Origin of the sequence: Halioglobus japonicus (assembly GCF_001983995.1) — a bacterium.
Taxonomy (GTDB): Bacteria; Pseudomonadota; Gammaproteobacteria; order Pseudomonadales; family Halieaceae; genus Halioglobus; species Halioglobus japonicus.
The window spans coordinates 1,616,856-1,642,579 of the sequence record NZ_CP019450.1 but is presented as its reverse complement, the minus strand read 5'-3'; the positions used below and the strand labels follow the sequence as shown (position 1 = coordinate 1,642,579).

At 55.0% G+C, this 25,724-nt stretch carries 22 protein-coding genes and 1 tRNA gene; 12 read left to right on the top strand and 11 right to left on the bottom strand.

Annotated features, from left to right (window positions below; translation table 11 throughout):
• The 3 genes from BST95_RS07815 to BST95_RS07805 all read right to left on the bottom strand — a co-directional run bounded on the left by BST95_RS07815 (nt 1) and on the right by BST95_RS07805 (nt 7,137).
• The gene (locus BST95_RS07815; RefSeq protein WP_084198802.1) at nt 1-3,039 is read right to left on the bottom strand and encodes a beta-galactosidase; all 3,039 of its coding nucleotides are present in this window, start codon (nt 3,037-3,039) and stop codon (nt 1-3) included.
• A 1-nt stretch (nt 3,040) separates the two neighbouring features.
• The gene (locus BST95_RS07810) at nt 3,041-4,663 is read right to left on the bottom strand and encodes a glycoside hydrolase family 30 protein (RefSeq protein ID WP_102106208.1); all 1,623 of its coding nucleotides are present in this window, start codon (nt 4,661-4,663) and stop codon (nt 3,041-3,043) included.
• Nucleotides 4,664-4,734: 71 nt separating this feature from the next.
• A complete protein-coding gene (locus BST95_RS07805; RefSeq protein ID WP_084198801.1) occupies nt 4,735-7,137 on the bottom strand; it encodes a TonB-dependent receptor in 2,403 nt (800 codons plus the stop codon).
• Between the two features lie 261 nt (nt 7,138-7,398).
• Between BST95_RS07805 and BST95_RS07800 the strand changes: the two genes are divergently transcribed.
• Nucleotides 7,399-9,240, top strand: coding sequence for a CocE/NonD family hydrolase (locus BST95_RS07800; RefSeq protein WP_084198800.1), 1,842 nt, complete (start codon nt 7,399-7,401; stop codon nt 9,238-9,240).
• A gap of 140 nt (nt 9,241-9,380) precedes the next feature.
• Nucleotides 9,381-10,625, top strand: a complete 1,245-nt coding sequence (locus BST95_RS07795) for a sulfotransferase family protein (RefSeq protein WP_169843882.1) — start codon at nt 9,381-9,383, stop codon at nt 10,623-10,625.
• 103 nt (nt 10,626-10,728) lie between these two features.
• Here the strand turns inward: BST95_RS07795 and BST95_RS07790 are convergent, their stop codons facing one another.
• The 4 genes from BST95_RS07790 to BST95_RS07775 all read right to left on the bottom strand — a co-directional run bounded on the left by BST95_RS07790 (nt 10,729) and on the right by BST95_RS07775 (nt 13,124).
• Nucleotides 10,729-11,469, bottom strand: coding sequence for an SDR family oxidoreductase (locus BST95_RS07790; RefSeq protein ID WP_205737350.1), 741 nt, complete (start codon nt 11,467-11,469; stop codon nt 10,729-10,731).
• Between the two features lie 89 nt (nt 11,470-11,558).
• On the bottom strand, nt 11,559-11,864 hold the full coding sequence (locus BST95_RS07785) for a hypothetical protein (protein ID WP_146004184.1): 306 nt from the start codon (nt 11,862-11,864) through the stop codon (nt 11,559-11,561).
• A gap of 86 nt (nt 11,865-11,950) precedes the next feature.
• The gene (locus BST95_RS07780; RefSeq protein ID WP_084198797.1) at nt 11,951-12,280 is read right to left on the bottom strand and encodes a DUF1223 domain-containing protein; all 330 of its coding nucleotides are present in this window, start codon (nt 12,278-12,280) and stop codon (nt 11,951-11,953) included.
• 55 nt (nt 12,281-12,335) lie between these two features.
• Nucleotides 12,336-13,124, bottom strand: a complete 789-nt coding sequence (locus BST95_RS07775; protein ID WP_084198796.1) for an SDR family NAD(P)-dependent oxidoreductase — start codon at nt 13,122-13,124, stop codon at nt 12,336-12,338.
• Between the two features lie 158 nt (nt 13,125-13,282).
• On the opposite strand from BST95_RS07775, the gene BST95_RS07770 reads away from it, so the two are divergent.
• A complete protein-coding gene (locus tag BST95_RS07770) occupies nt 13,283-14,785 on the top strand; it encodes a hypothetical protein (RefSeq protein ID WP_084198795.1) in 1,503 nt (500 codons plus the stop codon).
• Nucleotides 14,786-14,818: 33 nt separating this feature from the next.
• Here BST95_RS07770 and BST95_RS07765 read toward each other — a convergent pair whose 3' ends face one another.
• The gene (locus BST95_RS07765) at nt 14,819-15,142 is read right to left on the bottom strand and encodes a hypothetical protein (RefSeq protein WP_084198794.1); all 324 of its coding nucleotides are present in this window, start codon (nt 15,140-15,142) and stop codon (nt 14,819-14,821) included.
• Nucleotides 15,143-15,243: 101 nt separating this feature from the next.
• On the bottom strand, nt 15,244-16,140 hold the full coding sequence (locus BST95_RS07760; RefSeq protein ID WP_229801679.1) for a LysR family transcriptional regulator: 897 nt from the start codon (nt 16,138-16,140) through the stop codon (nt 15,244-15,246).
• A gap of 234 nt (nt 16,141-16,374) precedes the next feature.
• Between BST95_RS07760 and BST95_RS07755 the strand changes: the two genes are divergently transcribed.
• The 6 genes from BST95_RS07755 to BST95_RS07725 all read left to right on the top strand — a co-directional run bounded on the left by BST95_RS07755 (nt 16,375) and on the right by BST95_RS07725 (nt 19,639).
• Nucleotides 16,375-16,451: transfer RNA gene (locus BST95_RS07755), tRNA-Met, on the top strand.
• Between the two features lie 671 nt (nt 16,452-17,122).
• Nucleotides 17,123-18,319 (top strand): tyrosine-type recombinase/integrase, encoded by a 1,197-nt coding sequence (locus BST95_RS07745; RefSeq protein ID WP_084198792.1) that lies wholly within the window; start codon nt 17,123-17,125, stop codon nt 18,317-18,319.
• The gene (locus BST95_RS07740) at nt 18,316-18,633 is read left to right on the top strand and encodes a hypothetical protein (protein WP_084198791.1); all 318 of its coding nucleotides are present in this window, start codon (nt 18,316-18,318) and stop codon (nt 18,631-18,633) included. The genes BST95_RS07745 and BST95_RS07740 overlap by 4 nt, the downstream gene beginning before the upstream one ends.
• Nucleotides 18,633-18,911 carry a hypothetical protein gene (locus tag BST95_RS07735; RefSeq protein ID WP_084198790.1) on the top strand — a complete coding sequence of 93 codons (279 nt, stop codon included), beginning with the start codon at nt 18,633-18,635 and terminating at the stop codon, nt 18,909-18,911. Before BST95_RS07740 ends, BST95_RS07735 begins: the two co-directional genes overlap by 1 nt.
• Nucleotides 18,912-18,960: 49 nt before the next feature.
• Nucleotides 18,961-19,317: a hypothetical protein gene (locus tag BST95_RS07730; RefSeq protein ID WP_084198789.1), complete on the top strand. Its 357-nt coding sequence runs from the start codon at nt 18,961-18,963 to the stop codon at nt 19,315-19,317.
• A 16-nt stretch (nt 19,318-19,333) separates the two neighbouring features.
• On the top strand, nt 19,334-19,639 hold the full coding sequence (locus BST95_RS07725) for a hypothetical protein (protein WP_084198788.1): 306 nt from the start codon (nt 19,334-19,336) through the stop codon (nt 19,637-19,639).
• Between the two features lie 1,611 nt (nt 19,640-21,250).
• On the opposite strand, the gene BST95_RS19670 is transcribed toward BST95_RS07725, so the two are convergent.
• Together BST95_RS19670 and lspA are read right to left on the bottom strand one after the other, a co-directional pair.
• The gene (locus tag BST95_RS19670) at nt 21,251-21,640 is read right to left on the bottom strand and encodes a hypothetical protein (protein ID WP_146004183.1); all 390 of its coding nucleotides are present in this window, start codon (nt 21,638-21,640) and stop codon (nt 21,251-21,253) included.
• A gap of 162 nt (nt 21,641-21,802) precedes the next feature.
• Entirely contained in the window at nt 21,803-22,279 is a 477-nt protein-coding gene (gene lspA, locus BST95_RS07715) for a signal peptidase II (RefSeq protein WP_084201093.1), read from the bottom strand.
• Nucleotides 22,280-22,737: 458 nt separating this feature from the next.
• On the opposite strand from lspA, the gene BST95_RS20405 reads away from it, so the two are divergent.
• The 3 genes from BST95_RS20405 to BST95_RS07695 all read left to right on the top strand — a co-directional run bounded on the left by BST95_RS20405 (nt 22,738) and on the right by BST95_RS07695 (nt 25,399).
• Nucleotides 22,738-23,055: a tyrosine-type recombinase/integrase gene (locus BST95_RS20405; protein WP_338073419.1), complete on the top strand. Its 318-nt coding sequence runs from the start codon at nt 22,738-22,740 to the stop codon at nt 23,053-23,055.
• Between the two features lie 129 nt (nt 23,056-23,184).
• Nucleotides 23,185-23,547 carry a CC0125/CC1285 family lipoprotein gene (locus tag BST95_RS19665; RefSeq protein WP_146004182.1) on the top strand — a complete coding sequence of 121 codons (363 nt, stop codon included), beginning with the start codon at nt 23,185-23,187 and terminating at the stop codon, nt 23,545-23,547.
• A 1,411-nt stretch (nt 23,548-24,958) separates the two neighbouring features.
• Nucleotides 24,959-25,399: a hypothetical protein gene (locus BST95_RS07695; RefSeq protein WP_084198784.1), complete on the top strand. Its 441-nt coding sequence runs from the start codon at nt 24,959-24,961 to the stop codon at nt 25,397-25,399.
• The last annotated feature ends 325 nt before the right edge of the window (nt 25,400-25,724 follow it).

The following is a 25,724-nucleotide window of genomic DNA, read 5'->3' as shown; positions in this document are numbered from 1 at the left end:
TTACACCTGCTTCAGTTCTAACGACCAATGATAGCGCTTACCGTCCAGCCGATACGCTGGCTTCACACTTGGCGACCAGGAGTCATCGCCACCGACACCCATATGAAAACCATCCAGATAGATATAGACAACACCCGCAGGCTCCAAATCGCTGGTATGCATTGCCTCACGCAGCTGCCGCTGCCCATAAGGCGATACGCTGAAATAGAAGTCTCCCTGAGCCTGCACGTTACCCAGCCGCAGATTCTGACAATGGGAGCGCAAGCCGTTGTCGGTAGGGAAAATATAGTCCGTGTGCATTTGCTCCAGTGGCAACTGCCACCGGCCCATTTGAGCGGCACGCAGGCGATCCGGGTAATTCTCATGGGGCCCGAGACCGGTCCAGTCGATGACCTGGGGGGCTGCGGTAAGTGCCATTGCCAGGCCGACTCTAGGGAGTGGCGGCGCATCTTCGCTGACCTCCACATCAATGCTCAGTGTCGCCTGCCCAGACTCGCTGAAATGCATGTCCCAGACAGTCGCCAATACAGTACGTCCGTTGTGCATATAGTCATGCATGCTGGTAACGGAACCCCGCTCCGGGTCTACAACCAGGTCACGGCACAAGTGCTGCAGATCCCATAGGCCCGCATTGTCCCAGCGCACTTGCCAGGCATTCGGATCGGGTCTGTCCACCTCACTGACGCCTATATCGTTGTCCAATGGCGCCCGCACAAAATTGTCCGCGACCTCTACCGCCAGTTGTTCCACGCCATCGACCAACCAGGATTCGATGCGGCCACTGGTCTTGCCAATTCGCCACTCACTGCGAGCAGCCTGAATACGCCAGTGATCACCCTGATCGAGAAATACTTGAGCCGACACATCGTAGTGCGATGCAGACGCCATGTCGCGCAGCACGAACTGATCCTGTGCCACCACGTGCTGCGACTCTGACCAGGCGGTGGCATGAGGCTGTTCGACGCGCAGGTTAAGCCATATCGACTCTCCGTTGTCAGGGAGCTCAACGGGCAGCTTAATCTCGCTGACCTCACCGGGTGCCAGACGCAGCACATGGTCACCGTGCGCAAGCACTTCGTCTGCGCTAACCACTTCCCAGTAGAGATGCTCGTTGTCGGTGCTACGGAACAGGTGCTCACTACTCACCTGGACGCGCAGTGGCTGTGCGGAACGTAATTCGAACTGCAGCGGCTGCTGGCAATAACGCGCTTCCTGCAGCGCCGGATGAGGCGTCATATCAGGAAACACCAGGCCATTAATACAGAACTGGCGATCGTTAATGGTATCGCCGAAGTCACCACCATAGGCCCAGAAACGGCGCCCTGCGTCGGTATACTTATCCAGCCCCTGATCCACCCAGTCCCAGATGAAGCCGCCCTGCAGTCGGGGCTGCTCACGGAAGGCATCCCAATAGTCGCCGAAGTTGCCCAGTGAATTCCCCATGGCATGGGCATATTCACAAAGAATCACAGGGCGCTCATGATCAAGTTCAAGCCGCGTCATCAACGAAGGCACCGGCACTGTATCGCCCGGATAAAGGAAATCTTCGTCGGTGCGTGCGTACATCGGGCAGATAATGTCAGTAACCGGTGTATCTGCGCCGCCGCCTTCATATTGCACCGGCCGGGAAGGATCGGCGGCGCGCACCCACTGGTACATCTTGTCATGAGCTGCGCCGTAGCCAGACTCATTCCCCAGCGACCAGATAATGACACTGGGATGATTGAAGTCACGCGCGACCATGCGCTGCATGCGGTCCACGAAGGCGCCCGTCCAGGCGGTGTCCTCGGCCAATGCATTCATGGGCTGCATCCCATGGGTTTCGATGTTTGCCTCGTCTACGACGTACAGCCCCAGCCGATCACACAACGCGTAAAACCCAGACTGATGCGGGTAGTGAGAACAGCGCACCGCATTAAAGTTATTCTGCTTCATCAACTTAAGGTGCTGCTCAACCTGCGCCAGAGGCTCAGCATGGCCAAGCGCGGGATGGTGCTCATGCTTGTTCACCCCACGAATCAGCAGTGGCTGACCATTGAGCATGAGCAAGCCATCAGCAATCGCCACTTCGCGCAGCCCCACATCAGTGGCCTCCACATCAATCACGTGACCATTGTCATCGAGCAGGCTGAGCGTCAAGCGGTACAGGTTCGGGCACTCTGCACTCCACAGGCGGGGCGCTTGTACAGGCAAGGACAGGTGGCACCAGCCTCCCTCCATATCGCTGTCGATGGTGGCTAACGTTTCGCTAATAGCGGTGCTGCCATCGTACAACTGGGCCAGTAGCGAATGGCCTGCATCTGCGTGCACACTCGCTCGCACCTCCACCTGCGCCACCGTTTGCAGGCAATCGCTGGTTGTGACCCGATAATCTGCCAGGTAGCTGGCTGGCTTATGGAGCAAACGCACTGAGCGAAAGATACCGCTCAGCCACCACATGTCCTGATCTTCCAGGTAGCTGCCGTCAGACCAGCGCAGGACCATGACGGCGATACGATTCATACCGGGAGTAAGTGCTCCGCTGATATCAAATTCAGCGGGCAGGCGGCTATCCTGTGAGTAGCCAACAGGCTGGCCATTAACAACCAGATAGAATGCACTATTAACGCCTTCAAACTGTAGCGTTACTCGCCCGTCATCGAGCCATGCCTCGTCCAGCTTAACGTCTAGCGAGTAGCAGCCGGTCGGATTGTCTGCGGGTACCTGTGGTGGCTCAACGGGGAATGGGTACTTCACATTGGTGTAGATGGGATGGTCGTGGCCCTGCAACTGCCAGTTGCCCGGCACGGTAATCTCATCGGTTCCTGCCACGTCCTCGTGTAACCACTGCGCAGGCACTTGCTCAGCGCACGCAAACAACTTGAATTGCCACTGCCCGTCCAGACACCTTACACGCGGACTGTCAGCACCGATCCTCGCCGCTGTTTCATCCGTCCAGGAAAACAGTGGCGCATGAGGCGCCAGCTGATTAACCGCGAACACAGCGGGATTTTCCCAATCACGCGGTTCGCTCTTACAAAGTATTTCCAGTGCATTCATATCATTGTGTATCCGCGACGAGATCCACCACCAGGCTGACGATACTGTGTGCAGGCAGCGTTACCCGCCCCTGATTCAGTAGAGCTGGTGAGTGGGCGAGATTGCTTGTCGCGTCGGTCTTGTAGATTTTGGGTAAGGCGACAGCACGTTCTGCCGGCAAGTTCTGGTATTCAAGTGACAGCGACTGGGATTGATCACCCGCATTAACGACAACCACCACCAGACGCTTGTTTTCGGGGCTGCGATAGGCGGAAGCCATTAGGCCGTGAACATCGTCAAAGCCGGGTGCTGCCACACGCTCGTAGCCCGGGCGAATAAAGCGGCTGTACTGCCCCAGCGCCCAGAACACTTTAGAAGGCTTCACGGACCCTGCATCGAGATCATCTGCCACCTGAATCAACCCGTCCTTGTAATCGTAGGGCGTCAGTGCCAACCACCAGAACCACGCGGTGACGTTGAGGCGAGTGAAGTCGCGATGAATGATGCGCGCAATATGCTCCGCCAGGTGATAATCCTCGGCATCAAAACCGTGCCCATCGAAATCGCGAACATCGCCTGGGCCGCCCAACACACAGTATTCACTCATCCACACCCTGGGTGACGGCGAATATCGGGAAAGATTTTCCATCATGGCGTCACGCAATGGACCCAGCTGTAACTCACCCTGCTCAGAGAAATAACCGTGCAACGAGACCTTGTTACCGAGCAGGGATTGCATCTGTGGGTCGCCCAGAAACTCGGTAAAGTAGTTCCTGAAACTGCCCTCGCCTTCCTTATTCATGCCGCCCTGATAGACCTTGCCATAAAGGTCCTTGTGCAGATCGTCGTCGAGGGCCACCCGATATTCGGGGGCTTCAGGGCCATCTATCTCCACGGCATGTTCAAGTCCCTGAGCTTTCAGTGCCCCGAAGAGTGAACGATACAGTGCTTTCAGATCTTCGTTGTTATAACGACTACCTTCCTGAGTCTGGTCCTGCCAATGCCAGGTGGGCTCGTTGGCGGGGCTGATGTAGTTCACGGGCACACCAACCGCATCACTGCGAAGATGCTGTAGCACCCGCACAAGAAACTGGGTGAAGTCATCACGGTGCACGGGGTTCAGGTTGGTGGAGCCCACGCCCGCACCGTCTGCTGGATGCGTCAGGCCATTCTTGGTCGCCCAGTGTGGAGGACTGTTCGCAAAGGCCACAAAGGTTTCCACGCCCCGCTGGTGAGCCGCCTGCAAAAACCGCACCTGGCCCGCCTGCTTACTTGCATCAACCTCACCGCCGGGCTCAGCCACAAACAACTCAGCACGACGATAGGGATCGGGAATACTGCTCTCATCCCCTTGCTCGGCACTGCCTGCGCCTATATTGAACCGCCAGGCTGAAAGGCCTATGCCCTCTTGGGTGTCAAACAGGAGATCGGCCAGCATGTCGACGGCCTCTGGATTACCCTCGTGCTGCCAGCGTTTCACTGCAGGGTCGATCGCCCAGGCATCGGATGCGCCAAAGGCTTCGATGGTCTGGAATGTCTGCTGGTAATCAATACTCAGGGTTTGAGCATCAGAAGCCTGCAGCGCAGGCGCCACCACCAGAGAAAGAAAACTGAAAGAGCGGAGCAGCCGCCGTGATCTGATCACTGTCTACCTCGGAAATTGCTGCCGCAGCGGCGCCCCGGCGCCGCATCGCGGCCCCGGGGAACAGAGAAGGTTTAGAAGGAAAAGTCCTTGCGGAACGTCAATTCGAATTCACGGGGACGGTTATACCCGGGCATATTCACGTAGCGACCGACACCTGGCCAGGTGCCCTCTGGCCCGAAACTGCCGTCGTAGCCAGAGTCAATCCACTCGGCATTACGATCGTCCCAGATATTCCATACACTCAGTGTCACGCTCCAGCTACCCGGTGCAAACAGCCCCACCTGCAGGCTGCCTTCATCGGCTTCTTCGAGCAGTTTGCGCCCGCCAAAGCCGGTTTCGGCGTTCATCGCGTTCCACCAGTCGTGGTACATCTCATCGCGCCAGGAATGGTCGTAGCGAATCCAGCCGTCCATGCCACCGATCAGCGCTGGCATGTTGTACTCGACACCCACCCACCATTTGGAGGGCGGTGCAATAGCTAACTCCTGCCCATCGGCACCCAGCTGCCAATCCTGACTGGGGTCACTGAGCGGGAACGTGTCGCTGGCCCAGTAATCATCCTGCAGTTCTGAATCACTCCATGCATAGGAGGCATCAAGTCGCAGGTTATTAGTGATCTGGTAGGCAAGCGTCGTTTCTACACCCATGATCTCGGCATCGCCCATGTTAATGGTGCCATTTGCCGTCCAATCGTCGGGATCGGTAATGCCGCGCTGGATGTCCTTCCACTCCATAAAGTAGCCAGAAATATTCCACTGCAGACTGTTATCCAGCCACTCGCTCTTCAGGCCGGTTTCGTAGTTGATCAGTTCATCCGAATTGTATGTGTCCGGCAATCGAGAGGACGGATTCTTGATCGAGTTGTAACCTCCCAGCCTGAAGCCTTCGCTGTATAGGAAGTAAATCATCTTGTCGTCAGACAGATCATAATTCACTGCGAACTTGAACAGCGTATCGTCGTCGGTTCCCTCGTAGATATCAGTATCGTAGGGGTTACCTTCCGGCCAACTCTTGAACTCGGTGCGATCGCGATCATATTCAAACCAGCGTGCACCCACCGTCGCTGAAAGGTTGTCAGTGAACTGGTAATTGACCTCACCAAACACGGCGATCTGCTCCGTGGTGGCTTCGTAGTCTTCCTTGTACCAACTGTCGGTATCTGGCAGATAGCCACCGAGATCCCAGTACTGGCCAAAATTGGTTTCACTCAGGTTCTCGACACGGGCAAAATCGTACACCCAGGCGTCGTCGGTTTTTTCGTAGAACGCACCGAGCATCCACTGCAGGCGAGAGTCGCCATAAGAGGCCAGGCGAAACTCCTGGGTTACCCTCTCGGCAGTCTGATCATTTACCGCGGTCTCAGGCTGGAAGCCAGTGTCATACCATACGTTGTAGTAAATATACTCACCGGGTGTACGCACGGACTGGGCGCGCACCTGCCCATCGAGATTGCCATCGAACTCATAAGTAATCTCACGATCCAGATAGCTGGTAATCGACTTGAACTCGGCAAAGCCGACATCACCGGTCACTGTCAGCGATGTAATCCACCAGTCATCTTCACGTTCGTCTTTGTGAAAGCGCACGATTTCCAGATCGTCGACACCTTCGGCATTGGGGTCGGACTTCCAGTCGCCCTCCGACTTCTGGTGCTGCTGCATGTACATGAGCTCAGCATCCCAGTCTTCAGTGATGCTCCAGAGGGCGGTAATACGTCCGCCGCGCTGGGTCCATTCGTTGAAGTCGTCCTCCACAACATCGGCATTGTCATCATCGCTGAATACGTTGGTGCCGTAGATGTTGTCGATAAAGCCACCGGTTTTGACGTCGAACAGCGCAGCGCGGATCGCCAGCTTGTCGTCGACCAGTGGAATGTTCATCCACCCCTCCAGCTTGTGGCCGGGATCACCTTCTTCCATATAGGTGCCGCCCACATCAACAGCACCGTAGGTACCGGAATAATCGGGACGGTTAGGGATAATGCGCAGAGCGCCGGACTGGGAGGACGAGCCAAAAAGCGTACCCTGGGGCCCGGGCAATGCCTCAACGCGTTCAATATCCACATTACGTGGGTCAACCGCCTGGGTGGCAGAGGTCATAGGTACGTCACCGAGGTACACCGCCGAACCGGAGTCCGTACGCCATTCGCCGGTGCCGGTACTGATACCGCGGAAAACCACTTCGTTGCGACCAGGCGAGGTCGTGACAGTCGACATACTTGGAATAGCGCGAAGCAGGTCGCCCATGTTGTCCAGACCGAGTTTGGAAATCTGCTCCGTATTAAATGCCTGGACACTCTGGGCCAGGTCCTGCATGTTCACTTCGCGCTTGGTAGCAGTGACGATGACTTCTTCCAGCGCCGGCGTTTGCGCTTCCTGACCGTAAACCAGTGCAGCGGCAGGTGCGGTGACGGTGGCAAGAGCAATCGCCCGGGCCAGTGGGTGCAGTTGGTAGCGAACCAGCTTGTTCTTCATGTGCGTGCAGCCTTGGTTATTTTTTTCATTATTGAGTGGTGCACCCTTGCGTAGGTGCGACTCTCCCCATTACCTGTATCCTAAACCAATCCCCCGCTTCATTGCTCGCCATACAGGGTGAGAATAACTACACGATGGATCTAATAATCTAATCTATAAATCTATTCACAGGGCTTTGCTACCGAGGTTTACTAGCACCCTCGAGAAACATACAACAATAACGCTCACCAATTAGCCCTTTCTGCCCCCCGGAGGAACCGCATGCGGACACTGGCCCTGAAGACCCTGATACTGCTCACCTGCCTGAGCCTGCTTGCCCCGGCTCAAGCGGCGGACGACACACTCTACGAGCAGCACGCCAGTGTCATGATCCCCATGCGCGACGGTATTGAGCTGTCCACCGACTTTTACTTCCCCAAGGGCTACAAGGGAAAGATGCCGCTTATCCTGGTACGCACGGTGTACAACAAGCGCCAGGTATTTGGCTGGAACCCGGCCTGGGTAGAACTCATCGGCCAGGGCTATGCCCTCGCAATACAGGACATCCGTGGCCGCTATGAGTCTGGCGGCAGCTACAAACTGGGGATTGGCCGGCGCGAAGACGGTATCGATACCCTGGACTGGATTACCCGCCAGGCGTGGTCCAACGGCAAGGTGGCCACGGCCGGTTGCAGCTACCAGGGCGAATCACAAGTGGTACTGGCCGCTACCAACCACCCGGCCCTGGTAACGGCGGTGCCAATGTGGCCCGGCTCAGGCTTCTATGCGCCAGGACGCGCCTGGCAGGCCTGGAGTGGCGGAGTGTTTGAACTGGGCCAGACGGCCGGCTGGTTCGCCGGCAGCGGCTCCAAGGTGTATACCCAACCGCCGGAAGGCGTCGACCGCGGTGAGTACTTCCGCGAACACGGTGGCAAGATCGAAATGACGCCTCCGGTAGACTTCGCCCGCTACCTCAAAGAACTACAAACCCTGCCCACGATCGACGTACTTCAGCGTGCCGGCGTACCCCCAACTGATTTTGAAACCTGGCGCCGCTCGGCACCGGACGGCGACTACTACCGCAGCCTCGACCTGGTACAGCGCGACGATGAATTCAGTATTCCGGCCCTGTTTATGGACTCCTGGTACGACTATGGCGCCACCGAAACCCTGGAAATGTTTGCCCAGTTCAGCGCCAACGGTCGCACCGAAGCCGCGCGCAAACATCAGTACCTGGTGATTGGCCCCGGCACCCATTGCAGCTTCTCCGGTGCAACCGAAAACACGATCGTCGGCGAACGCCCCGTGGGCGACGCCCGCTTTCCCTATCATCAGTTACAGATCGACTGGTACAACTACTGGATGAAAGGTGAAGACAACGGCGTACTGGATCGCGACCGGATCCACTACTTCCAGATGGGCGACAATGAATGGAGGTCCACCAACCAGTGGCCACCTGAGGGCGTAGTGCCCCAGAAGTGGTACTTCAGCAGCAACGAGGGAGGAAACTCACGTAACGGCGATGGCCGCCTGCTGGACGAGGCTGGCAAAAAAGCGGACGATGACCGCTTCACCTACGACCCGGGCAACCCGGTGCCGTCACTCGGTGGCCATACCTGCTGCACCGGCACTGACACCGAAGCCGGTGGCTACGATCAGAGCGAGATCGAGTTGCGCGATGACGTGCTGGTATACACCAGCGAGCCATTGACCGAAGACCTGGAAATGGTCGGCCGCATCAACGCCAAGCTGTATGTCAGCTCCTCAGCCAAAGACACCGATTTCACGGTCAAACTCGTAGACGTCCACCCGGATGGCACCGCCTACAATATTCAGGAAGGCGCGCTGCGAATGCGTTACCGCAACAGCCTGCGCGACAGCGAACTGATGACGCCTGGTGAGATTTACCCGGCCGATATCGATCTACATACCACCGCGAATACCTTTAAAGTTGGGCATAGGATCCGGGTGGAGATCAGCAGTTCGAACTATCCGCGTCTGGAACGCAATTTGAATACCGGTGGCAACAACTACGACGAAACAACCTATATCAAGGCCGACAACAGGCTTCTGCTGGGCGGTCAGAAAGCCAGCTACATCGCGCTGCCAATAAAAACCAGGTAACTGGCCCCGGGGCGGGCGAAACCCGGTTTAACAAACTGCGCCAACGGGGCCTGTCAGCAGGCCCACGTTTGTGGGGCACACTCTCAGCACATACACTGCACTGGCACAACATTAATCGCCAAATGCTGCGGAGTCTTACTATGACGGCAAGGTTGCCATTCGCGGTTCGGGCTATAAACGGCGCATTCAGTCTCACCGGCCCAGTGGGTCGGCGCATAGCCCGACTGAATCCTGACAAACTCATGCAATCGGCCCAGCGAAGTACCGGCCTCACGAACTTTGGGTCGGACTATTTCCGCGCTCCGCTGGTACGCCTGTGCCAATCTCTTGAAGAAGACGCCCACCTGAATGCGCTGGGCCGGATGATAGCGCGCCAGGATATTCTGCGCCTGCTGAGTAACCGCCTGCGCTTCGTGGACTTACTGGAGCGACACCCCGAAATCAACGACACTCCCATAGAGCAGCCTATTTTCATTCTGGGTATGCCGCGCACAGGCACCACCAGCCTGCATGAACTGGTGGCCCTGGACCCGCAGTTTCGCGTACCCATGAGCTGGGAAGTGGCATACCCTTTCCCACCCCCTGATTCAGCCACTTATCGGAGTGATCCTCGGATTGCTGAGGTTGACGCAGAGCTAGCAAACATCGACCGCCTGTTACCCGACTTCAAATATATGCACCCCATGGGCGCCGAGTTGCCCCAGGAATGCGTAGGGCTTTTTGCCTACGACTTCACGTCCATGATTTTTGACGTGCAATTCCGGGTTGCACAGTACCAGGAGTGGCTGCTGCAGGAAGACATGTCAGAAGTGTTCAAAAACCATCGTCGCTGGCTGCAAATCCTGCAATGGAAGTGCCCCGCCGACACCTGGGTGCTCAAATCGCCTCAGTACCTGTGGAATATCGAAGACATGCTGCGCGAGTACCCCGATGCCCGCATTGTCCAGACGCATCGTGACCCAGTGCGGGTAGCCATGTCGATAGGCAGCCTGACAGCTACCCTGCGCGAGCTCAGCTCCAATAAGGTCGACCTGACCGAGGTCACCCAGGAATACGCTGATCTACTGCATTACGGTGTCGGCAAAACCATGAGTGTCCGGCAGCGCGGCCTGCTAAGTGCAGAGCGAGCTTACGATGTACAATTCAAGGATTTCCGCCAGGATCCGCTGGCCGTGGTGGCAACTATCTATGACCAGTTCGGTTACGAACTGTCAGCCGATGTGCGCGAGCGCATGGCCGCCTTCCTCGCTGCAGGGCATGAGTCGAAACGCCACGGGCAACATGGCTATACCCTGGCAGACTCCGGCCTGGACCTAGACTTTGAGCGCGAACGTTTTGCCGATTATCAGAACGCTTATGGTATTGCGCTTGAGGAAGTGAGCTAGGCAGCTAGAGTGGCGCCGATACACAAGAGGCTGTTCACTCACCAGACCGCCATGCTCCATCAGCTATTCTGTTAATGTTATCAGTGCTTTTAAAGCGCCGAGGCTACCAGGGAATTGACTCGCCCTGGTAGTCATAAAAACGACCGTTGTCCTTCGTACCGAGTCCGGCGAACACCTTCAGCATACCCTTCACACTCTCTTCAGAGGTAATCGCGGCGCCAGGCCCTCCCATACGCGTTTGCACCCAGCCAGGGTGCATCACTACACAAGTGTAGCCTTCCTCTCCCAATTCCTGAGCGAGGGACTTGTTCATCATGTTCAGCGCCGCCTTGCTCGCCCGGTAGCCGTAGTAGCCACCGCGGTTGCGCTCGATGCTACCCATCACGCTGCTGATATGGATAACGGTCTTGTGCTTACCGGCGTCCAGGTTGTCGATCAGCGCCTGGGTGACCCGCATCGGCCCCAGGGTATTCACGGCAAAGGTCCAGTCGGTGGCGGCGAAATCAGTTTCCCGGAAACTGACGGGGGCCTGACCACCGACACCGGCGTTATTCACCAACATATCGATCTTCACGCCCTTGAGGGTTTCGGCGAGGGCCGCCAGTGATTCAGCATCGGTCACATCCAGCTGCTCTACCCGGGCACCGGTAGCACGCAGCTCCTCTGCCTCGGCAGGTTTGCGCGCCGTACCAATCACATCCAGGCCCTGGGCTTTCATTTGCTTGACCATCTCAAGCCCGATACCGCGATTGGCGCCGGTCACCAGCACCGTCATTACTGTGGCAGCACTGGCGGACACACTGGTCAGGCTAACCAACACAAAAAGTACAATTGATTTGAACACCGTTGTTATCTCCTATGGATTATTCAGATGGATTCAGTCTAGCAGCTGGGCTAGATTCGGCGCCGCGGTGTGGCTCGCAATGTGAACAGCTAGTTGAGCCAGCCCCCTGCGGCCTGCAGGGGACGCTGGGCGTCAGACCCACTCACCCACGCGGCAATGCCCAGGCGCGTCGCCTCTTCCCTAAGCGGTGCTTCAGGCAGCGTACCCTGCCATCGGCCATTGCCCTGGTAGCTCACAAAGCCCAGCACCACAAACTCATGCTCGAGCTGCTCACCACGGTTTTCACCGGCCCGCACAGGGGTTTCCAGACCAAAGCCGAGAATCGCCACAGACAAGCGAGCATTGTTCACCAGCTTGTTGCTGTTCAACTGCGCGGTGAACCCATTGCTATCCACTGCAAGGGACAGCGCACCTACCACCTCATCGCTGCGGGGAACGCCACTGCCTCAACGCCAGGCGCGCCATTCCCAACCCATGGCCATCACCCCCGGGGGTACACCACCTGCACGGCATCCTCGGCTTTATAGCGGCGCTGCCGTTGGCTGAACTCGGCCCGGGCAAAGCGATCTTTCCAGCCCAGGTAGCTCCAGTCATCCACGTGAAAGACCACCGGCACGAGATCGTCCCAGAGGCGAGATGAATCAGTCAGGGTATTAAACCAACGCTCCGCCGGCGGACAGGAGCTGCAGCCCTGGGAGGTGTAGAGTTCGAGCAAAGTCGCCTGGCGCTCGGGCGATACAAAGCGCTGCTCGGCCAGTGCCGGCAGTGTCAGGAAGACAAGAAAAATCGCAAGAGAAAAATATCGCGCCATGTGGGTAGGACCACACCACGGCGCGTAGGTTCGCCCGATTCAGCCGTGGCAAGACTTAAACATAGGCCACCGCACCACCATCGATGCGAACATTCTGCCCGTTGATAAAGGCGGCCTGCTCGCTGCACAGGAACACCACCAGATCCGCCACCTCCTGGCGTGTGGCCAGCCGGCCGCAGGGGTTGGGAAAATCCTCGGCGACGATGTGACGCAGAATGTCGTCCCAATCTTCACCCCAGCCTTTCTTCTGCGCCTTGAGGCGATAACCCGCCTCCAGCTCCGGCGTGTGGATCAGGCCCGGCGACACGGTGTTCACCGTAATGCCTGTGCCGGCCAGTTCCTGCATCAGGCTCACCCCGAGCGTCGCCAGCGCACCTTTGGCACCGTAATAATGGGGCATCAGGTGCCCGGGCCGATGCGAACCCACAGTGCCCAGGTTCACAATACGCCCCCAGCCACGCTCGACCATGCCCGGGCTCAGCCCCTTCACCAACCGCGCCATCGACATCACATTCTTTTGATACATATCCAACCAGTCCTCTTCGCTGGCGCTCTGCCACTTGCCCCGGGAGGCGGTGCCGTAGTTGTTCACCAGGACGTCTACGGTCATACCTGCTGCAGACAACTGCGCCAGCACCTCATCGCAACCGTCTACCGTGGCGACGTCCCCGACCACAGCATGGGCCTGCTCAATCTCGGCCGCGGTGGCCTGTGCGCTGCCGTCGTCGTTGCTGTGCACCACCACCTTTGCACCTGCCAGGGCCAGTGAGCGTGCGATCACCTCCCCGGTATTGCGGGAAGAGCCAGTGACGAGGGCTGTGCGCCCAGCTAATTCTATATTCATTGTGTTTCGGTTTTCCTGTCGCGCTGCGCGTATATGTTTCGATGCCGTAGCCGTGAAAGGATGATTTTTCTCGCCGCCGGTATCGCCGGTCATACTAGCAGGTGCACGCGATATACACTTATAGAAATGACCCATGACGCCGTTGTTATGATGGCGCGATGAAACGCACAACCATAGTACTCGCTTCACTGTGTGCCGCATTATGGCTGGGCTGGGCCTGGCTTAACGCCGATCCGGCGCGACCCACACCGTCAACAGCGGCCGACGTCCCCACTTTTCTCGGCAGCCCCGCACAGCCACGACCTGTGGCACTTACGGAACAGTCATCCATCCAACACCCGTACCTCGCCGGCGCCGGCGTGAACAGCATGCACAACGATGCAGGCCAGACCGACAGCTATCCGTGGAGCGGCCCCCTGGGGCACTCTGCGCAGGTGAGCTCGCGTCAGTTTCACCGTCTGGCGGGCAGCTGTGTGGCCCAGTCATTTACGCAGGCGGGGCCCATGGTAGGCACCTGCGTCAGCCCCTTTGGTGTCACGCTGGTAGCCCGTGATCCGGAGTCGCTCGAAGTATTGGCTCGGCAAATCATTACCCGCTGGCTACCCATCGGACAGAAGTTCAGCGGCGGCGTCTACTTTCATCTCGACCACCGGGACCGGGTATTGCTGGCCACCAACGATCTGGCGATACAGTTGTGGAAACTGGCCCGAGAAGGTGAAAACTGGCGCTGGCAGTTGGACGAGAGCCTGGACCTCGCCGCGCCACTTAACCGCATCGACAAGGGCCCTCACCACATCATCGACGTGATGCCGGACTGGCAGGGCAACTATTGGTTTATCACCCGCGCAGGCATTATCGGCAGCATCGACCGCGCCGGTCAGAACGGCCACGCAATTCAACTTGGTGAGGCGCAACGTAAAGAAGGCATTGATAATGCCCTGGCTGTGGGCAAGAACGGTGTGTTCGTTGTTTCCAGCCATGCCATGTACAACTTCAGCCGCGATGACAGCGGCAAGCCCAGCATTATCTGGCGCGCACCCTACGACCGGGGCAGCGCTCCCAAGGAAGGCACGATGGGCTGGGGCTCCGGCACCACGCCTACCCTTGTCGGCAATGACTACGTGGCCATCACCGACAACGCCGACGGCCGGGTGAACGTTATGGTGTATGCGCAGGCACCGCGCAATGGTTCGCAGCAGATCTGCAAGCATCCGATATTCCTAGAGAACCGAGGCACCACGGAGAATTCGCTGGCCGCCGTCGGCCTGTCATTGATCGCCGAAAACAACTTCGGTTATTCGGGCCCGAAGAACATCCCGCAATCCGAACCCGGCCTCGCCCGCGTGGACATTCGCGCTGACGGCAGCGGCTGCGACACCGCCTGGGAAAAACTGACAATCACCTCGCCTTCTGCCGTGCCTAAAGTGTCTACCGCGAATGGCCTGATATACCTCTATACCCGTGACGACAAGAACCCGGAGGGCCTACACGCCTGGTACTTTACCGCAGTGGATTTTCACACGGGTGACGTGGTGTATAAGCAGCTCACCGGCACCGGCTGGTTGTTCAACAACCACTATGGGTCGATCTCCATCAGCCCTGACGGCGCAGCCTATGTCGGCATGATGGGCGGGCTCGTGAAAATCACCGACAATGAGTGAACGGCTGCACCCGAACGGGTACAGCCGCTCCCGTTAGAGCGCTGACAATGCGTCCTCATCCTGCTTTGCTGGCACCAGCGCCATACCGTGCTGATCGACAAAACTGAGTTCACCGTCGACATCGCGTGTGCAGCGGACTCGTGTCACCCCCTGCCCTTCCGGATAAACGCGCAGCTTGAGAATCGTTCCTCGACCTGGCGCCTTACCGTCTAAACGCATGCGGGTGTCGTCGCCATAAATCGTCGCCAGTTGCGCCTTGCATTCGGTGAATTGCTGCCCGAGCGGGGACTCAGCCTGGGCCACACCTGCGCCGCTCAACGCGACGCCCATTACTGCCATTGCCACTACCTTGTTCATTACTCGCTCTCCTTTATGGGGTCTGCGAGATCAATACTAGGCATGCCCATTTATGTTGAAAATGGCCAAAAATGATTAGCTGCGTTGCATTTTTGGGCACCCTAGGTGCCGCGGCGATCCAGGTGCGGCCGCTGGTGCTGCAATTCATCGGCAATCACATCCCGCACCGCACGCAAACGGGCACTGGGGCGGAGGTCCTTGTGGGTTAACACCCAGAGGTCGGTTTGATGGACCACCGTGGCACCAGGAACACGCACCAATTCCTCATGGTCTGCTGCGTAAAAGCACGGCATAAACCCCATACCCATTTTGGCCTGCAGGGCGCTCACCAGTAACGAGAGATCGACAATAGCATGGCGCACCGGATTGTCCTGCAGATTCGTTTCCGCAAGCCAATCCTCACTGTCGCCAGCAGCGGCCTTTCCTACCCACGGCAGGTGCGAGACGTCATCGGGCGTATCGGGATTCAGCAGATCACGGTGTACATAGGTGCTGGCAGAAATGGGCGAAAGATAGCGCCCAATCAGGTAATCGGGAGGCTTCACACCCACCGGCATCACCCGCAAGGCAATATCGGCCTCCCGCCTGCTGAGATCCAGGGCTTGGGCGCTCGAGGATATCTCCAGTTCAATACCGGGGTACTCCTCGGCAAACAGCGCCAACCGGTCAATCAGGCGGCTCATACCACCACTGGCTGGCAAGGTGATTCTCACCGGCCCTTCCAGGTGCTGATCTCCCCCCTGAATACGGCGCTCCGCCGCAAGAATCAATTCCTCCACATGCTCGGCGGTGGGCAATAGCTGCTCCGCCGCGGCCGTCATGCGATAACCATCCGGGGTGCGATCGAACAAGTGCGTTTGCAGGGTTTGCTCAAGATCATCGAGACGACGGGTCACGGTGGAGTTGCTCACGCCCAGCACCTGGGCAGCCCCCCGTGCAGAACCCTGGCGCGCCAGCGCCAGCAGCACCTTGATATCGTCCCAATCCATCCCGTTCATCACTCGTTACCTGCAAGCTGCGAAGTCAGGCCATCTATAGTGAGTGATTGCAAAATGAGATGCCAGTGGCGCCTGATTGGGCGTGATTCTGACCCTGCAGACAGCCGCCAACCGACTGTTTTTAGGCCTGATCAAGGAGGGGGTAGAAATGCCTTCGCTGGGCCTTGACTCGAACCCGACAATCGCGGAAAATGCGCGCCTCCTCGGGACAGCCAGTCCCGTTTTGCAGAATGTGGCTACGTAGCTCAGCTGGTTAGAGCACAGCATTCATAATGCTGGGGTCGGTGGTTCAAGTCCACCCGTAGCTACCACTTAATTCAAGCACTTTTTCTTTATTATTCATAAGCTTAGCCGCATATTTTCGATTGCGCAAGATTGGCTGTTTTTTCCCGAAAATCGCTGGGGCCCAAATGGGGCCCAAATTGAGCCCAATCTGGGCCCGACCCAATATCTGCGTTTTCCCCTCCTCGAAAACACCCGCTGGAACAACGGTTAGCGGTTTCCCACAGCGAGGACAACCTACAGAATCTGTGATCGATATGTGGCCTTTGGCGGCGGCGAAAAATCCGGGCCTACAGCCCAGATTTTTCGCAGATTTGATGGGACAGCTTAGCCAAAGCCCTTCACTGCCTCCGCTGTGGAAAACGCTCATTTCCCATCTGCCAGCGCAATATCAATATCCATGAAATCTTGGCTCTACATGGTGATCAACAGGGCATGGGGCCCACCGGTCACCCAATTGTCTGGAGCCATTTTATGGACAACTTTACATACCTGACCACAGCACAACTTGCCGAGAAAATAGGCTACGACGTACGAACTGTGAGGTCACGACTGAAGGACTCCGTCCTCCTGGAGGGCATCCATTATTTCAGGCCGTTTGGCGGTAGGAAACTTCTTTTCATATGGGAGCGTATTGAGCAGGACATGCGGCGTCCCACTACCTCGGCCCTTATGGCCGGCATTCAATAAGGAGGCACCCATGGGATCCATAAGGTCTAGACGCGGTCTGCTCTTTATCGATTTCCGATATCGGGGAGTCCGCTGCCGTGAATACACAAAACTGCCGGATAAACCCGCTAATCGAAAACGGCTAGCCGCAATTCTGGAGCGCATTGAGGCGGAGGTCCTCTTGGGCTCCTTCAAATATGAAAATTATTTTCCTAACTCAGATCGAGTTGGTGAATTCAGGCAGCACGAAAACCGAATAGAGCAAGTGCAGGCAGATACGCCCACGTTCAGCGATTTCTCCCAGACCTGGTTCGACGAGAACGAAGTCAGCTGGAAGCACTCCTACCGGACCACGCTGCGGTCCTCCCTGGACAAGCATGTCATCCCAGCCTTCGGTGAGATACCCGTCAGCCACATCACCCGGGCTGACATCCTGGCCTTCCGGGCTAAGTTGGCCAAAATCCCCCGCAAAGACGGTAGCCAGGGACTCTCTCACGCCCGGATCAATACCGTCATGGTGCCCTTGCGCCTCGTGTGCAATGAGGCTGCGGACCGCTTTGGCTTCGAAACACCCTTTCAGAACATCAAGGCGCTGAAAGTTCCCAAGACCCAGGTGAATCCCTTCACCCTGGACGAGGTACAGCGGATCCTCACCCACGTCAGGGAGGACTTTCATTGCTACTTCACCGTTCGCTTCTTCACAGGTATGCGTACTGGTGAAATTCACGGCCTGAAATGGAAGTACATCGATTTCGAGCGCCGGGAGATTCAGGTGCGCGAGAGCCTGGTGGCCGGAGAAATGACCGACACCAAGACGGACAGTTCCTTCCGGGATATCCCCATGTCCCAGTTCGTCTATAACGCTCTGAAGGAGCAGGAAAAGCGTACCGGCGGCATGGAGTACGTGTTCTGCAACGGCGAGGGCAACCCCCTCACCATCCAGAACGTCAACAATCGCGTCTGGAAGCCACTACTGCGCCTCCTGGACCTGCCCTACCGCAGGCTCTACCAGAGCCGCCATACGGCCGCAGCCCTCTGGTTGGCAGCCGGCGAGAACGTGCTCTGGGTATCCCAGGTTCTAGGGCATTCAGACCCCACAGTTACCCTACAAAAATATGCCAAGTTCGCCCCCGACCTTACGCGGCGCGATGGCTCTGCCTTCGAGGCACTCCTCAACGAACGGATGAATAACGACTCTCAGAAAGGCCAAACAGGAGATCAACAATGAGTATCTGGAACAAGACATTCACACTGGATCAACTGGTTCAAGAGGCGAAGAAAGCCCAAAAAAAGTACGTTCAGCAGGTGGCCCGCCACCTCTGCCTCCGAGAAGGGATCGATCCTCAAGGGAAGACCATAGCGAGCTTCATCGCTAGAGAAATCTGCTCTTCCAACGAAGATGCAGTAGTAATTTGGCTCAGGGATTACCTGCTGGAGAATGATCTTCTCCCCATGGACGCAGACCTCACAGTGCTCGAGAGAGAGTTCCATCTACTTCTATTGGATCGCCTCCCGCCACACATGATCGGAGGGTATGAATAATGGATGATCCTGTAGTTACTGCGGTTCTATTCATTTTCACATGTGGGGGTTACCACTTCCGTACTATCTGGCGGATGCACAAGCAAGCCAAACGACAAGGGGACCAGGAGTCTCTGGGCCGTACCTGGCTCAGGCACTGGTACCGACCGGAGGTGGTAAAAACCTCCTTCAAATGCGCTACCCGCTCGCTGGCCGTGTACCTGGGTATAGAGATCGCCGAGGACGAACGCGATAAAAAGCCGGATACCGGCTCCACACAGGAAACCGACCACTACTAGCGGTGCTCGCACCGCTCCTCTATTCCCATTCTCTGGACGACACCACACCATGATGAAACCTTTAAACCAGGAAACCGCCTTAGAGATACGTTACCAGCGGTCCATAACAATCCTGCTCGACCTGGCCCTGGACCACAACCACAAGCAAGCGCGTATTGCCGCCTCTGTACTGCTGAGCGCCAACCGCGCCCTCATCCGGCCCACGCAGGAGTGGCTGGTCTCCATTCCGGACATCGGTTTGCTATACGAGAGAGAGCGCGATGCCGCCATGGGCGTAATCCATGCCAGAATAGCGCTGAATCGATACCCTGAGACCGTTATCCAGGGAGGGGCTGCTCTCTTCCATCGGTTATGGCACCGGTGGCGGAATGTTGAGCAGTGGCAGCCTGAATATGGCTTTCAATAAATTTTGAGTAAGTGATATGAGAACTAGAGAAGATTATCTTGAAGAAGTTGAAACCCGCCTCGCGCGCATGTTTCGAGCGTCAAGGGACGGCCACAAGGCCTCTCCAGTCGACCGTCATCGTCTTGAGGGGTTTATTCAGGCTGGCTCATTCCTGGGCCTTGCATCCAAAGATGAACTGCAGTCCCTGATGGCCCGAGTCCATTTCGAGGTATTCGGGAAATCTATCGAAGAGCGACAGTCTGAGCAGGCAAACTCATGGGTACTAGAGAGCATTGATTACAGCCAATACGATCAACCGGCTTACGAGCGCGGTAGGATTTGATCAGTCGCTAGAGTTGGATTATCCGCGACTGAGCTTCCCACCCTCAGCGGCCTGCAACCAACTCAACAAAGCCTGCCGGACGAGGACTGCTCCCTGGTTTTCGCGAGCATCGATGTTTTGACTGACAACCTCCACCGTCTTAATCAGGCTGGAAGAACACCGATAACTCAAAACCAAGAGTCACCTACCCGACAGTATCCTACAGGCTCAGTTTTGCAGAGCGAGTAGTGAGCCTCCCCCCGAATCAGCTCCGATCTGAAGTCAAAAATATCCGGCTGCCGTCCTTTTCCACCCGAAACCCTATCGTAACGTAACCTGTGTGACATGAGTGGTAGGCAACAGGCCCGGCCGGGTATGTAGGCGGGACACTGTGAACAAGCTCCAGTTCGAGGCTGCACGGCGTAGCCATCGCAAACCCACTTAGCGATACCAGGAGTAAAGTTAAAGTGACTCTTTGATTCATGTCCGCAATGGGGCCAAAAGCGGACGTTGATCTTAAGCACTTTCTCTCCTTCGAAAGCACCACGCTAGAACATATGTGAGAAGAATAGGAAGTCCAACAGAGACAACAAGCGTATACCACGCACTGAAATCATTGAAACGACTCTCTACGCCATTCAGCCTTGGAAGTAGCTCGTACCAAAAGTAGTAACTACATACTGCAAATGTGAAACCACTCACCTTTACTTGGGTTTTGGCCAACAAGGCCGCTATGCCAGTACAAATTATTGCTGCCAGACCAAAGACTAGCGAATTCATCAAGATCCGACCAATAACATCACCGCCTCGCAAGCCAGCAGATAGCAAGATCCACAAAAAGCCATAAGACAGGGCCGGATAAAGCGGCCCAAGTGATACGGCGATAAGAAGTGATTTATTATCTCCTGTGGATGTATTACTCATTGATTGTATCTACAGGAATGGGGCCAGGAGCGGACATTCATTTACGCCAAAGCTCAGGGTGTACGGCTATTTGCTTGCACTTTGATTGGTAGACTGTTGCAGACGCTTGCTCCCACTTAGCAGACGATTCTATAAGTACAATACTAGCTATATCTAAGTCGAGATTTAAATTGAATTGCCAAACGTTGGGGCCACTAACCGAGTAGGCAAACTTATAGTGTGGCTCATCCAAAACCACTGTCAGCTTCATAGCGGATTTACTGTCTCTATCCAAGACGGAATGATCAACAGCGTAGTCTATGGTGTCTTCGCCCTCCCTTAGGCCAAAACTAAAACTTAAGGGAACTTCTTTGTTGGCAAACTCTTTGACTTCCGACACTTGGGAATGGGAGCTGAGTGAGACCTCCGCACCAGATGCATCGTGGCACTCGTAAACTAGATCATACCTCTTCTCGGCAGCAGCAACAGATGCTGAACCACTAAATATCGTCAAAACTATTACTGCTAGAACCCTCTGTATCCGCTTACTGGTGACTATTGAGTGCAACGAAACATCCTTACTGTTCTCGCTTAAAGTTGAGGGTGACCATTAAAGGCAGCTAAGGGGCCAAAAGCGGACACGCGTGAACGCGAGCATTTTGGGCAATGGAAATGCAGTAGAGGCTGTCCCAGCCTCGAAATCGGAGACAAACTTGCTTCTTAGGTAAATTAGTCAAGTGAAAGGTCATCTGATTTGCCGAAGGCTCCACATAAACAGCATTGCTCTGGGTACCAAAACACTTGCAAGAAAGGAATATGCCCTTCAATTTTCTCTAATTCAAAAGAGGAAACATAGTTAGAGCCTTGCTCTATTAATTGAACCCTTTTTGAATACTCACCAATCCTGTGCTCAGAACTAGCAGGATAATATTGTACGGTAGCTTCAGCACCGTAACTTAGCCCCTTTGCTTCCTTAGAAATGGTAGCTTTAAAACCATTATTTCCGATTTCCTCTACTGTAATGAGCTCATCAAAATCTGCACCCATCATTGGAACAGTGCAAGCGAGCGCACACGCCGAAAAAAGTGAAAGAAGAATGCATGTAATAACTCGAATCATGCTAGTCATCTAACAGATACGTTTACGGAAAAGCCAGTGTGCATCGAAAATCCTTTCCAATATGAAGGGCAGCTAAGGGCCAAAAGCGGACGCTCATAACACTTGACGCGGGGGCGCAGGTCACGGCGTCCCCGCGCGAAGCCCCCTTGCTGCCGTGACTTTTTATGAGGCACGACGCTTGGGCCATAGTATTAATGCAATGCCGAGAAGAATAGCCATGTCTGCAATATTGAAGATACCCGTTCTAACGCTACCGATCCCTAAATTTAGAAAATCGATTACAGCACCATTGTTAAATATGCGGTCGTGGAGATTACCTAGCCCACCGCCAATAACTACAGACCAGCCGAATTGCTCCAAGCTCGTAAGACTTGGGCTTGTTAGAGTGTAAATGATGGCTCCGAGAAGCATTCCTCCTACCAAGATGGAGAAGATGGCGAATCTTGTGGTGTCCGGAAGTTTGGAACCAAGACTTAGAAAAGCCCCGGTGTTTTCGGCATAGGTTAACCGAAATGAGTCATAGAAATAGCTATGGGACTTATCGTGTGCCAGTTGCGACTGGGCAATATGTTTAGTGGTCTGGTCGCAACCAACTACTGACAAGGCAATCATAGCCACCAGGAAAGCTCTCTTAAGCATGACGCTCTGTTGCCTCATAACAGCTTGGAATGTAGAAAAAGTCAGTTTGCATCGAAAATCCTTTTCAATGTGAAGGGCAGCTTTGTGGACGAAAGCGGACGGTTTTACAGCCTATCCTAAAGACTCCCATAATCAAATAGCGGGGTCCTGGATATGGCCATACACCAAGCAACTTGTAAACGTACCGCGTGGAACCGAGGCCTAATCATTGGCCAAAAGAGACCGCTGAAATTGCGGGACATCTGGGAGATACGAATCCGGCTAAAAATTGCTCAAAATACACGCAATCTCGCCATGTTCAACCTAGCTCTTGATAGCAAACTTAGAGGCTGTGACCTGGTTAGGCTAGTCGTAGGCGACGTAGCGCAAGGAGGAAGGGTCGCCAGCCGGGCCACTATTATGCAGCGAAAGACCCAGAGACCAGTACAGTTCGAGATAACGCCCCAACTAGGGATAGCCTGACAGCCTGGATTCGTGAGCGGCAACTGAGAGATTGCGACTATCTATTTCCGAGCAGAATTAATGCTGAATCACATATCTCTATTAGGCAGTATGCTCGCCTCACTGATAACTGGTTTCGCTCCGCAGGTCTGGATGTCAAAGAGTACGGCACCCATTCCTTACGCCGCACGAAGCCATCGATGATCTATAAGCGAACCGGGAACCTAAGGGCTATCCAACTACTACTCGGGCACACGAAACTTGAAAGCACGATCCGCTACCTCGGAGTCGAGATGGAAGACGCACTGGAACTGTCCGAGCAGACTGAGATTTGATTACTAATTGATCAATGCCTCCAGAATCAAGCCGCGACCGGCAGCTGTTGTCTATGATAATCTTGCCGTACAGTCCGCTTTCGTCCACAAAGCGGACATTCTCTTTTCCAACTCATTTGATGGTTTTTTATGCACACTTCTTCCCGCTCTTTGATCGTAATTGGCGTATTGGCGCTGGCAGCTTGTTCAGCCACACCCCCGTATCAAGATTTATCTTCTGGATTTGGGGGCGGCTACGAAGATGAAAAACTGGGAGAGGGAAAATACAAGATAACTGCGGCAGGTAACGGCTTTGCTACGAATGAAGGGGTTCGTGAGCTATGGCATAGACGCGCAACGGACTTGTGCGGCAGTGGCGAATACGACTATCAATTTTCATATGACGGCGACAAGCCATCTACTAGCCATGCCACCGCTGTGCCGATGACGTTCGATTTTCCGACTGTTGTCGGTATTGCTACGTGCAAAGAAGTGGATGCACCAACCTCATAGTACGGACGGCAGATCCTGGCCCCTTAGCTGTCCTTCACATTGAAAAGAATTTTATATGCACACTGACTTTTTCCACATATCTGGCTGTTATGAGGCGTTGTGCTAACTGGAATGTTATCCGCAATCGCGCTATTGGCATTGCTTGTTTCGACATACGGTCTTGTCTCTTATCCGATTCTTAAGGGTTGCGGAGTAACGGAAAGACTCTGGCCCAGGTCGTATCTGTTTGGCACCGTCATATTCTTTCTGAATGTATTGCCTAATACAGTGTTCGCACTTATGGGCAGCGAGTGGATCGGAGCCGCAATCGGATTGATACTATCGGTAGCCTATATTGGAAAGGTCCTGAATATCGGCATGATAACGAAGGTATTGATAGCATTAGCCGTACCGTTCTTCGTGACCATCCCAGTTACATTCGTGATACTCATGCTCGTTGAAAATGCCTCATAACAAGTCAAGGCAGCAAGGGCGCTTCGCGCCGGGACGCCCGCTCTGCGGTCGCCCCTGCTTGAAGCGTTAAGTGTCCCAGTTAAGAATGTGCCAAGTTCATTCTGCATCGGTGGAAAAGGGATTATAAATGAGTGCTAGGAAGAGATTGCTGATAACTTGGTTAGGTCTCATGATGATCTTTCTATTGTCTATCATTCTTCATCCAGTGTTGCTTGTATTTGCTGTTTTTTGGGGGCTTTTCTCATATAGCAAATTAATACATTGTAATTGTCCTCAGTGTGGCGGTAGCTTAGGTTCACACTTGCAAAATATGAGTTTAATTACCGGTAAGTGTTTGTCTTGTACGAGCAAGGGAAACGCCTAACAAGCGCATGTAAAGGAATAGTTTCCGCTGCGCTCCAATTAATTCGTTAATGCGGGCTTTATGAACGTCCGCTTTTGGCCCCTTAACCACCGCTCATGATAGAGAGTTTTCTGTGCACAATTACTTAGTCCATATACTTGGCTGTTACATGGCGGGCTCTGATGCAAGTTCGAACTAAGGAGTCATCTCAATGGATAGGTGTGGCAATGGTTCTTACTATCATCGGCTCGTTTGTAGCAGTCGTTGCGTACGGAATGCTCACATTCGAATCACCCAATACCTTCACCGCCGAAATTGTTGGTTCAGAAACAGCTTTATTCCGAGCAGGGGGCCATGGTGCAGCTGGCAAAAAATACACCGTTCGATTGGCAGATGGGAGTGAGCACCAAATTGTTTCTAGGTATTCTTTGCAAAACGAATCTATGGTTTGCCTTACTCAAGCGGCCGGGGAATCTGTGCCCCCATTTGGCAGCTATCGCATTAGAAATCCGGGTCCTTGTGGCTAGCCATGTAACAAGTCAGGGCTGCAAGGCGCCTTCGGCGCAGGACCAGCTGACGCTGGCCTCAGCCTGAGGCGTTATGGTTCCTAATCCTATGACCAGCCATCTCGATCGTTCAGCCATAGCTCTATTGTTTGTGCTGTTTTCAAGTCCTGCGATTTCAGAGGCCCGAAACTGTAGTGGCGCGCACCTCGATTTGCTGAAATTCGGTCAGCTCGGAGAGATCGAGTATGGCCAGGTAGTTACACCGGTGGAAGTATCAAAGCGAGCGCTCCAAGAGCGAGCGCACGACATGCTAGATCTCTCCAAAAATGACCCCTTGCCAGGGGAGGAAATGGCGTATGTTTCAGCTTCTCTCGGATATCTAGGTGGGGCAGAAGGCCCTAGCTATTCGTGCCTCTTAGAGTTCTGGCAAGATGGCGATAAGCTTTTGCCATTTGAGGAGTTCGGAGATGATTCAAAGCGAACTGGGTATGTTCTGATCAGGGATGGCATAGCAATAGCCTATCTCTATGAGAGTGTGGTGAATGTCTAGCTCCGGCACCATAACAAGTACAGGCATTCGGACGGCCACTCCGTGGCCGCCGTTGATGTAGGCGTTATGAACGTCCGCTTGTGGCCCCATATCTGACATGAAAACCGTTGGCGTAATACTGATTTTTACAGCCTTCCTCGGAATGGCGCTATTCTGTTTCCAGGGTCTGGCAACACTGATCTTCGTTTCAAAAAGCGGTAGCGGCCTTCCTTTTCGTCATTGTGCTGCTCCGGGGCGGGCACTAAGGCATTACCGACAATGGTGTGAGGGTCTCGAGATACAGCCGGATCAAGGTCAGCTTCAAAGGTACAATATCGCCGCGAGA

What these genes read in the sequence shown, in the direction of transcription:
- BST95_RS07815 (WP_084198802.1), bottom strand. Translation starts at nt 3,039, where the DNA reads ATGAATGCACTGGAAATACTTTGTAAGAGCGAACCGCGTGATTGGGAA.
- BST95_RS07805 (WP_084198801.1), bottom strand. Translation starts at nt 7,137, where the DNA reads ATGAAGAACAAGCTGGTTCGCTACCAACTGCACCCACTGGCCCGGGCG.
- BST95_RS07800 (WP_084198800.1), top strand. Translation starts at nt 7,399, where the DNA reads ATGCGGACACTGGCCCTGAAGACCCTGATACTGCTCACCTGCCTGAGC.
- BST95_RS07795 (WP_169843882.1), top strand. Translation starts at nt 9,381, where the DNA reads ATGACGGCAAGGTTGCCATTCGCGGTTCGGGCTATAAACGGCGCATTC.
- BST95_RS07780 (WP_084198797.1), bottom strand. Translation starts at nt 12,280, where the DNA reads ATGGCGCGATATTTTTCTCTTGCGATTTTTCTTGTCTTCCTGACACTG.
- BST95_RS07775 (WP_084198796.1), bottom strand. Translation starts at nt 13,124, where the DNA reads ATGAATATAGAATTAGCTGGGCGCACAGCCCTCGTCACTGGCTCTTCC.
- BST95_RS07770 (WP_084198795.1), top strand. Translation starts at nt 13,283, where the DNA reads ATGAAACGCACAACCATAGTACTCGCTTCACTGTGTGCCGCATTATGG.
- BST95_RS07765 (WP_084198794.1), bottom strand. Translation starts at nt 15,142, where the DNA reads ATGAACAAGGTAGTGGCAATGGCAGTAATGGGCGTCGCGTTGAGCGGC.
- BST95_RS07760 (WP_229801679.1), bottom strand. Translation starts at nt 16,140, where the DNA reads ATGAACGGGATGGATTGGGACGATATCAAGGTGCTGCTGGCGCTGGCG.
- BST95_RS07745 (WP_084198792.1), top strand. Translation starts at nt 17,123, where the DNA reads ATGGGATCCATAAGGTCTAGACGCGGTCTGCTCTTTATCGATTTCCGA.
- BST95_RS07740 (WP_084198791.1), top strand. Translation starts at nt 18,316, where the DNA reads ATGAGTATCTGGAACAAGACATTCACACTGGATCAACTGGTTCAAGAG.
- BST95_RS07735 (WP_084198790.1), top strand. Translation starts at nt 18,633, where the DNA reads ATGGATGATCCTGTAGTTACTGCGGTTCTATTCATTTTCACATGTGGG.
- BST95_RS07730 (WP_084198789.1), top strand. Translation starts at nt 18,961, where the DNA reads ATGATGAAACCTTTAAACCAGGAAACCGCCTTAGAGATACGTTACCAG.
- BST95_RS07725 (WP_084198788.1), top strand. Translation starts at nt 19,334, where the DNA reads ATGAGAACTAGAGAAGATTATCTTGAAGAAGTTGAAACCCGCCTCGCG.
- BST95_RS19670 (WP_146004183.1), bottom strand. Translation starts at nt 21,640, where the DNA reads ATGATTCGAGTTATTACATGCATTCTTCTTTCACTTTTTTCGGCGTGT.
- lspA (WP_084201093.1), bottom strand. Translation starts at nt 22,279, where the DNA reads ATGCTTAAGAGAGCTTTCCTGGTGGCTATGATTGCCTTGTCAGTAGTT.
- BST95_RS19665 (WP_146004182.1), top strand. Translation starts at nt 23,185, where the DNA reads ATGCACACTTCTTCCCGCTCTTTGATCGTAATTGGCGTATTGGCGCTG.
- BST95_RS07695 (WP_084198784.1), top strand. Translation starts at nt 24,959, where the DNA reads ATGACCAGCCATCTCGATCGTTCAGCCATAGCTCTATTGTTTGTGCTG.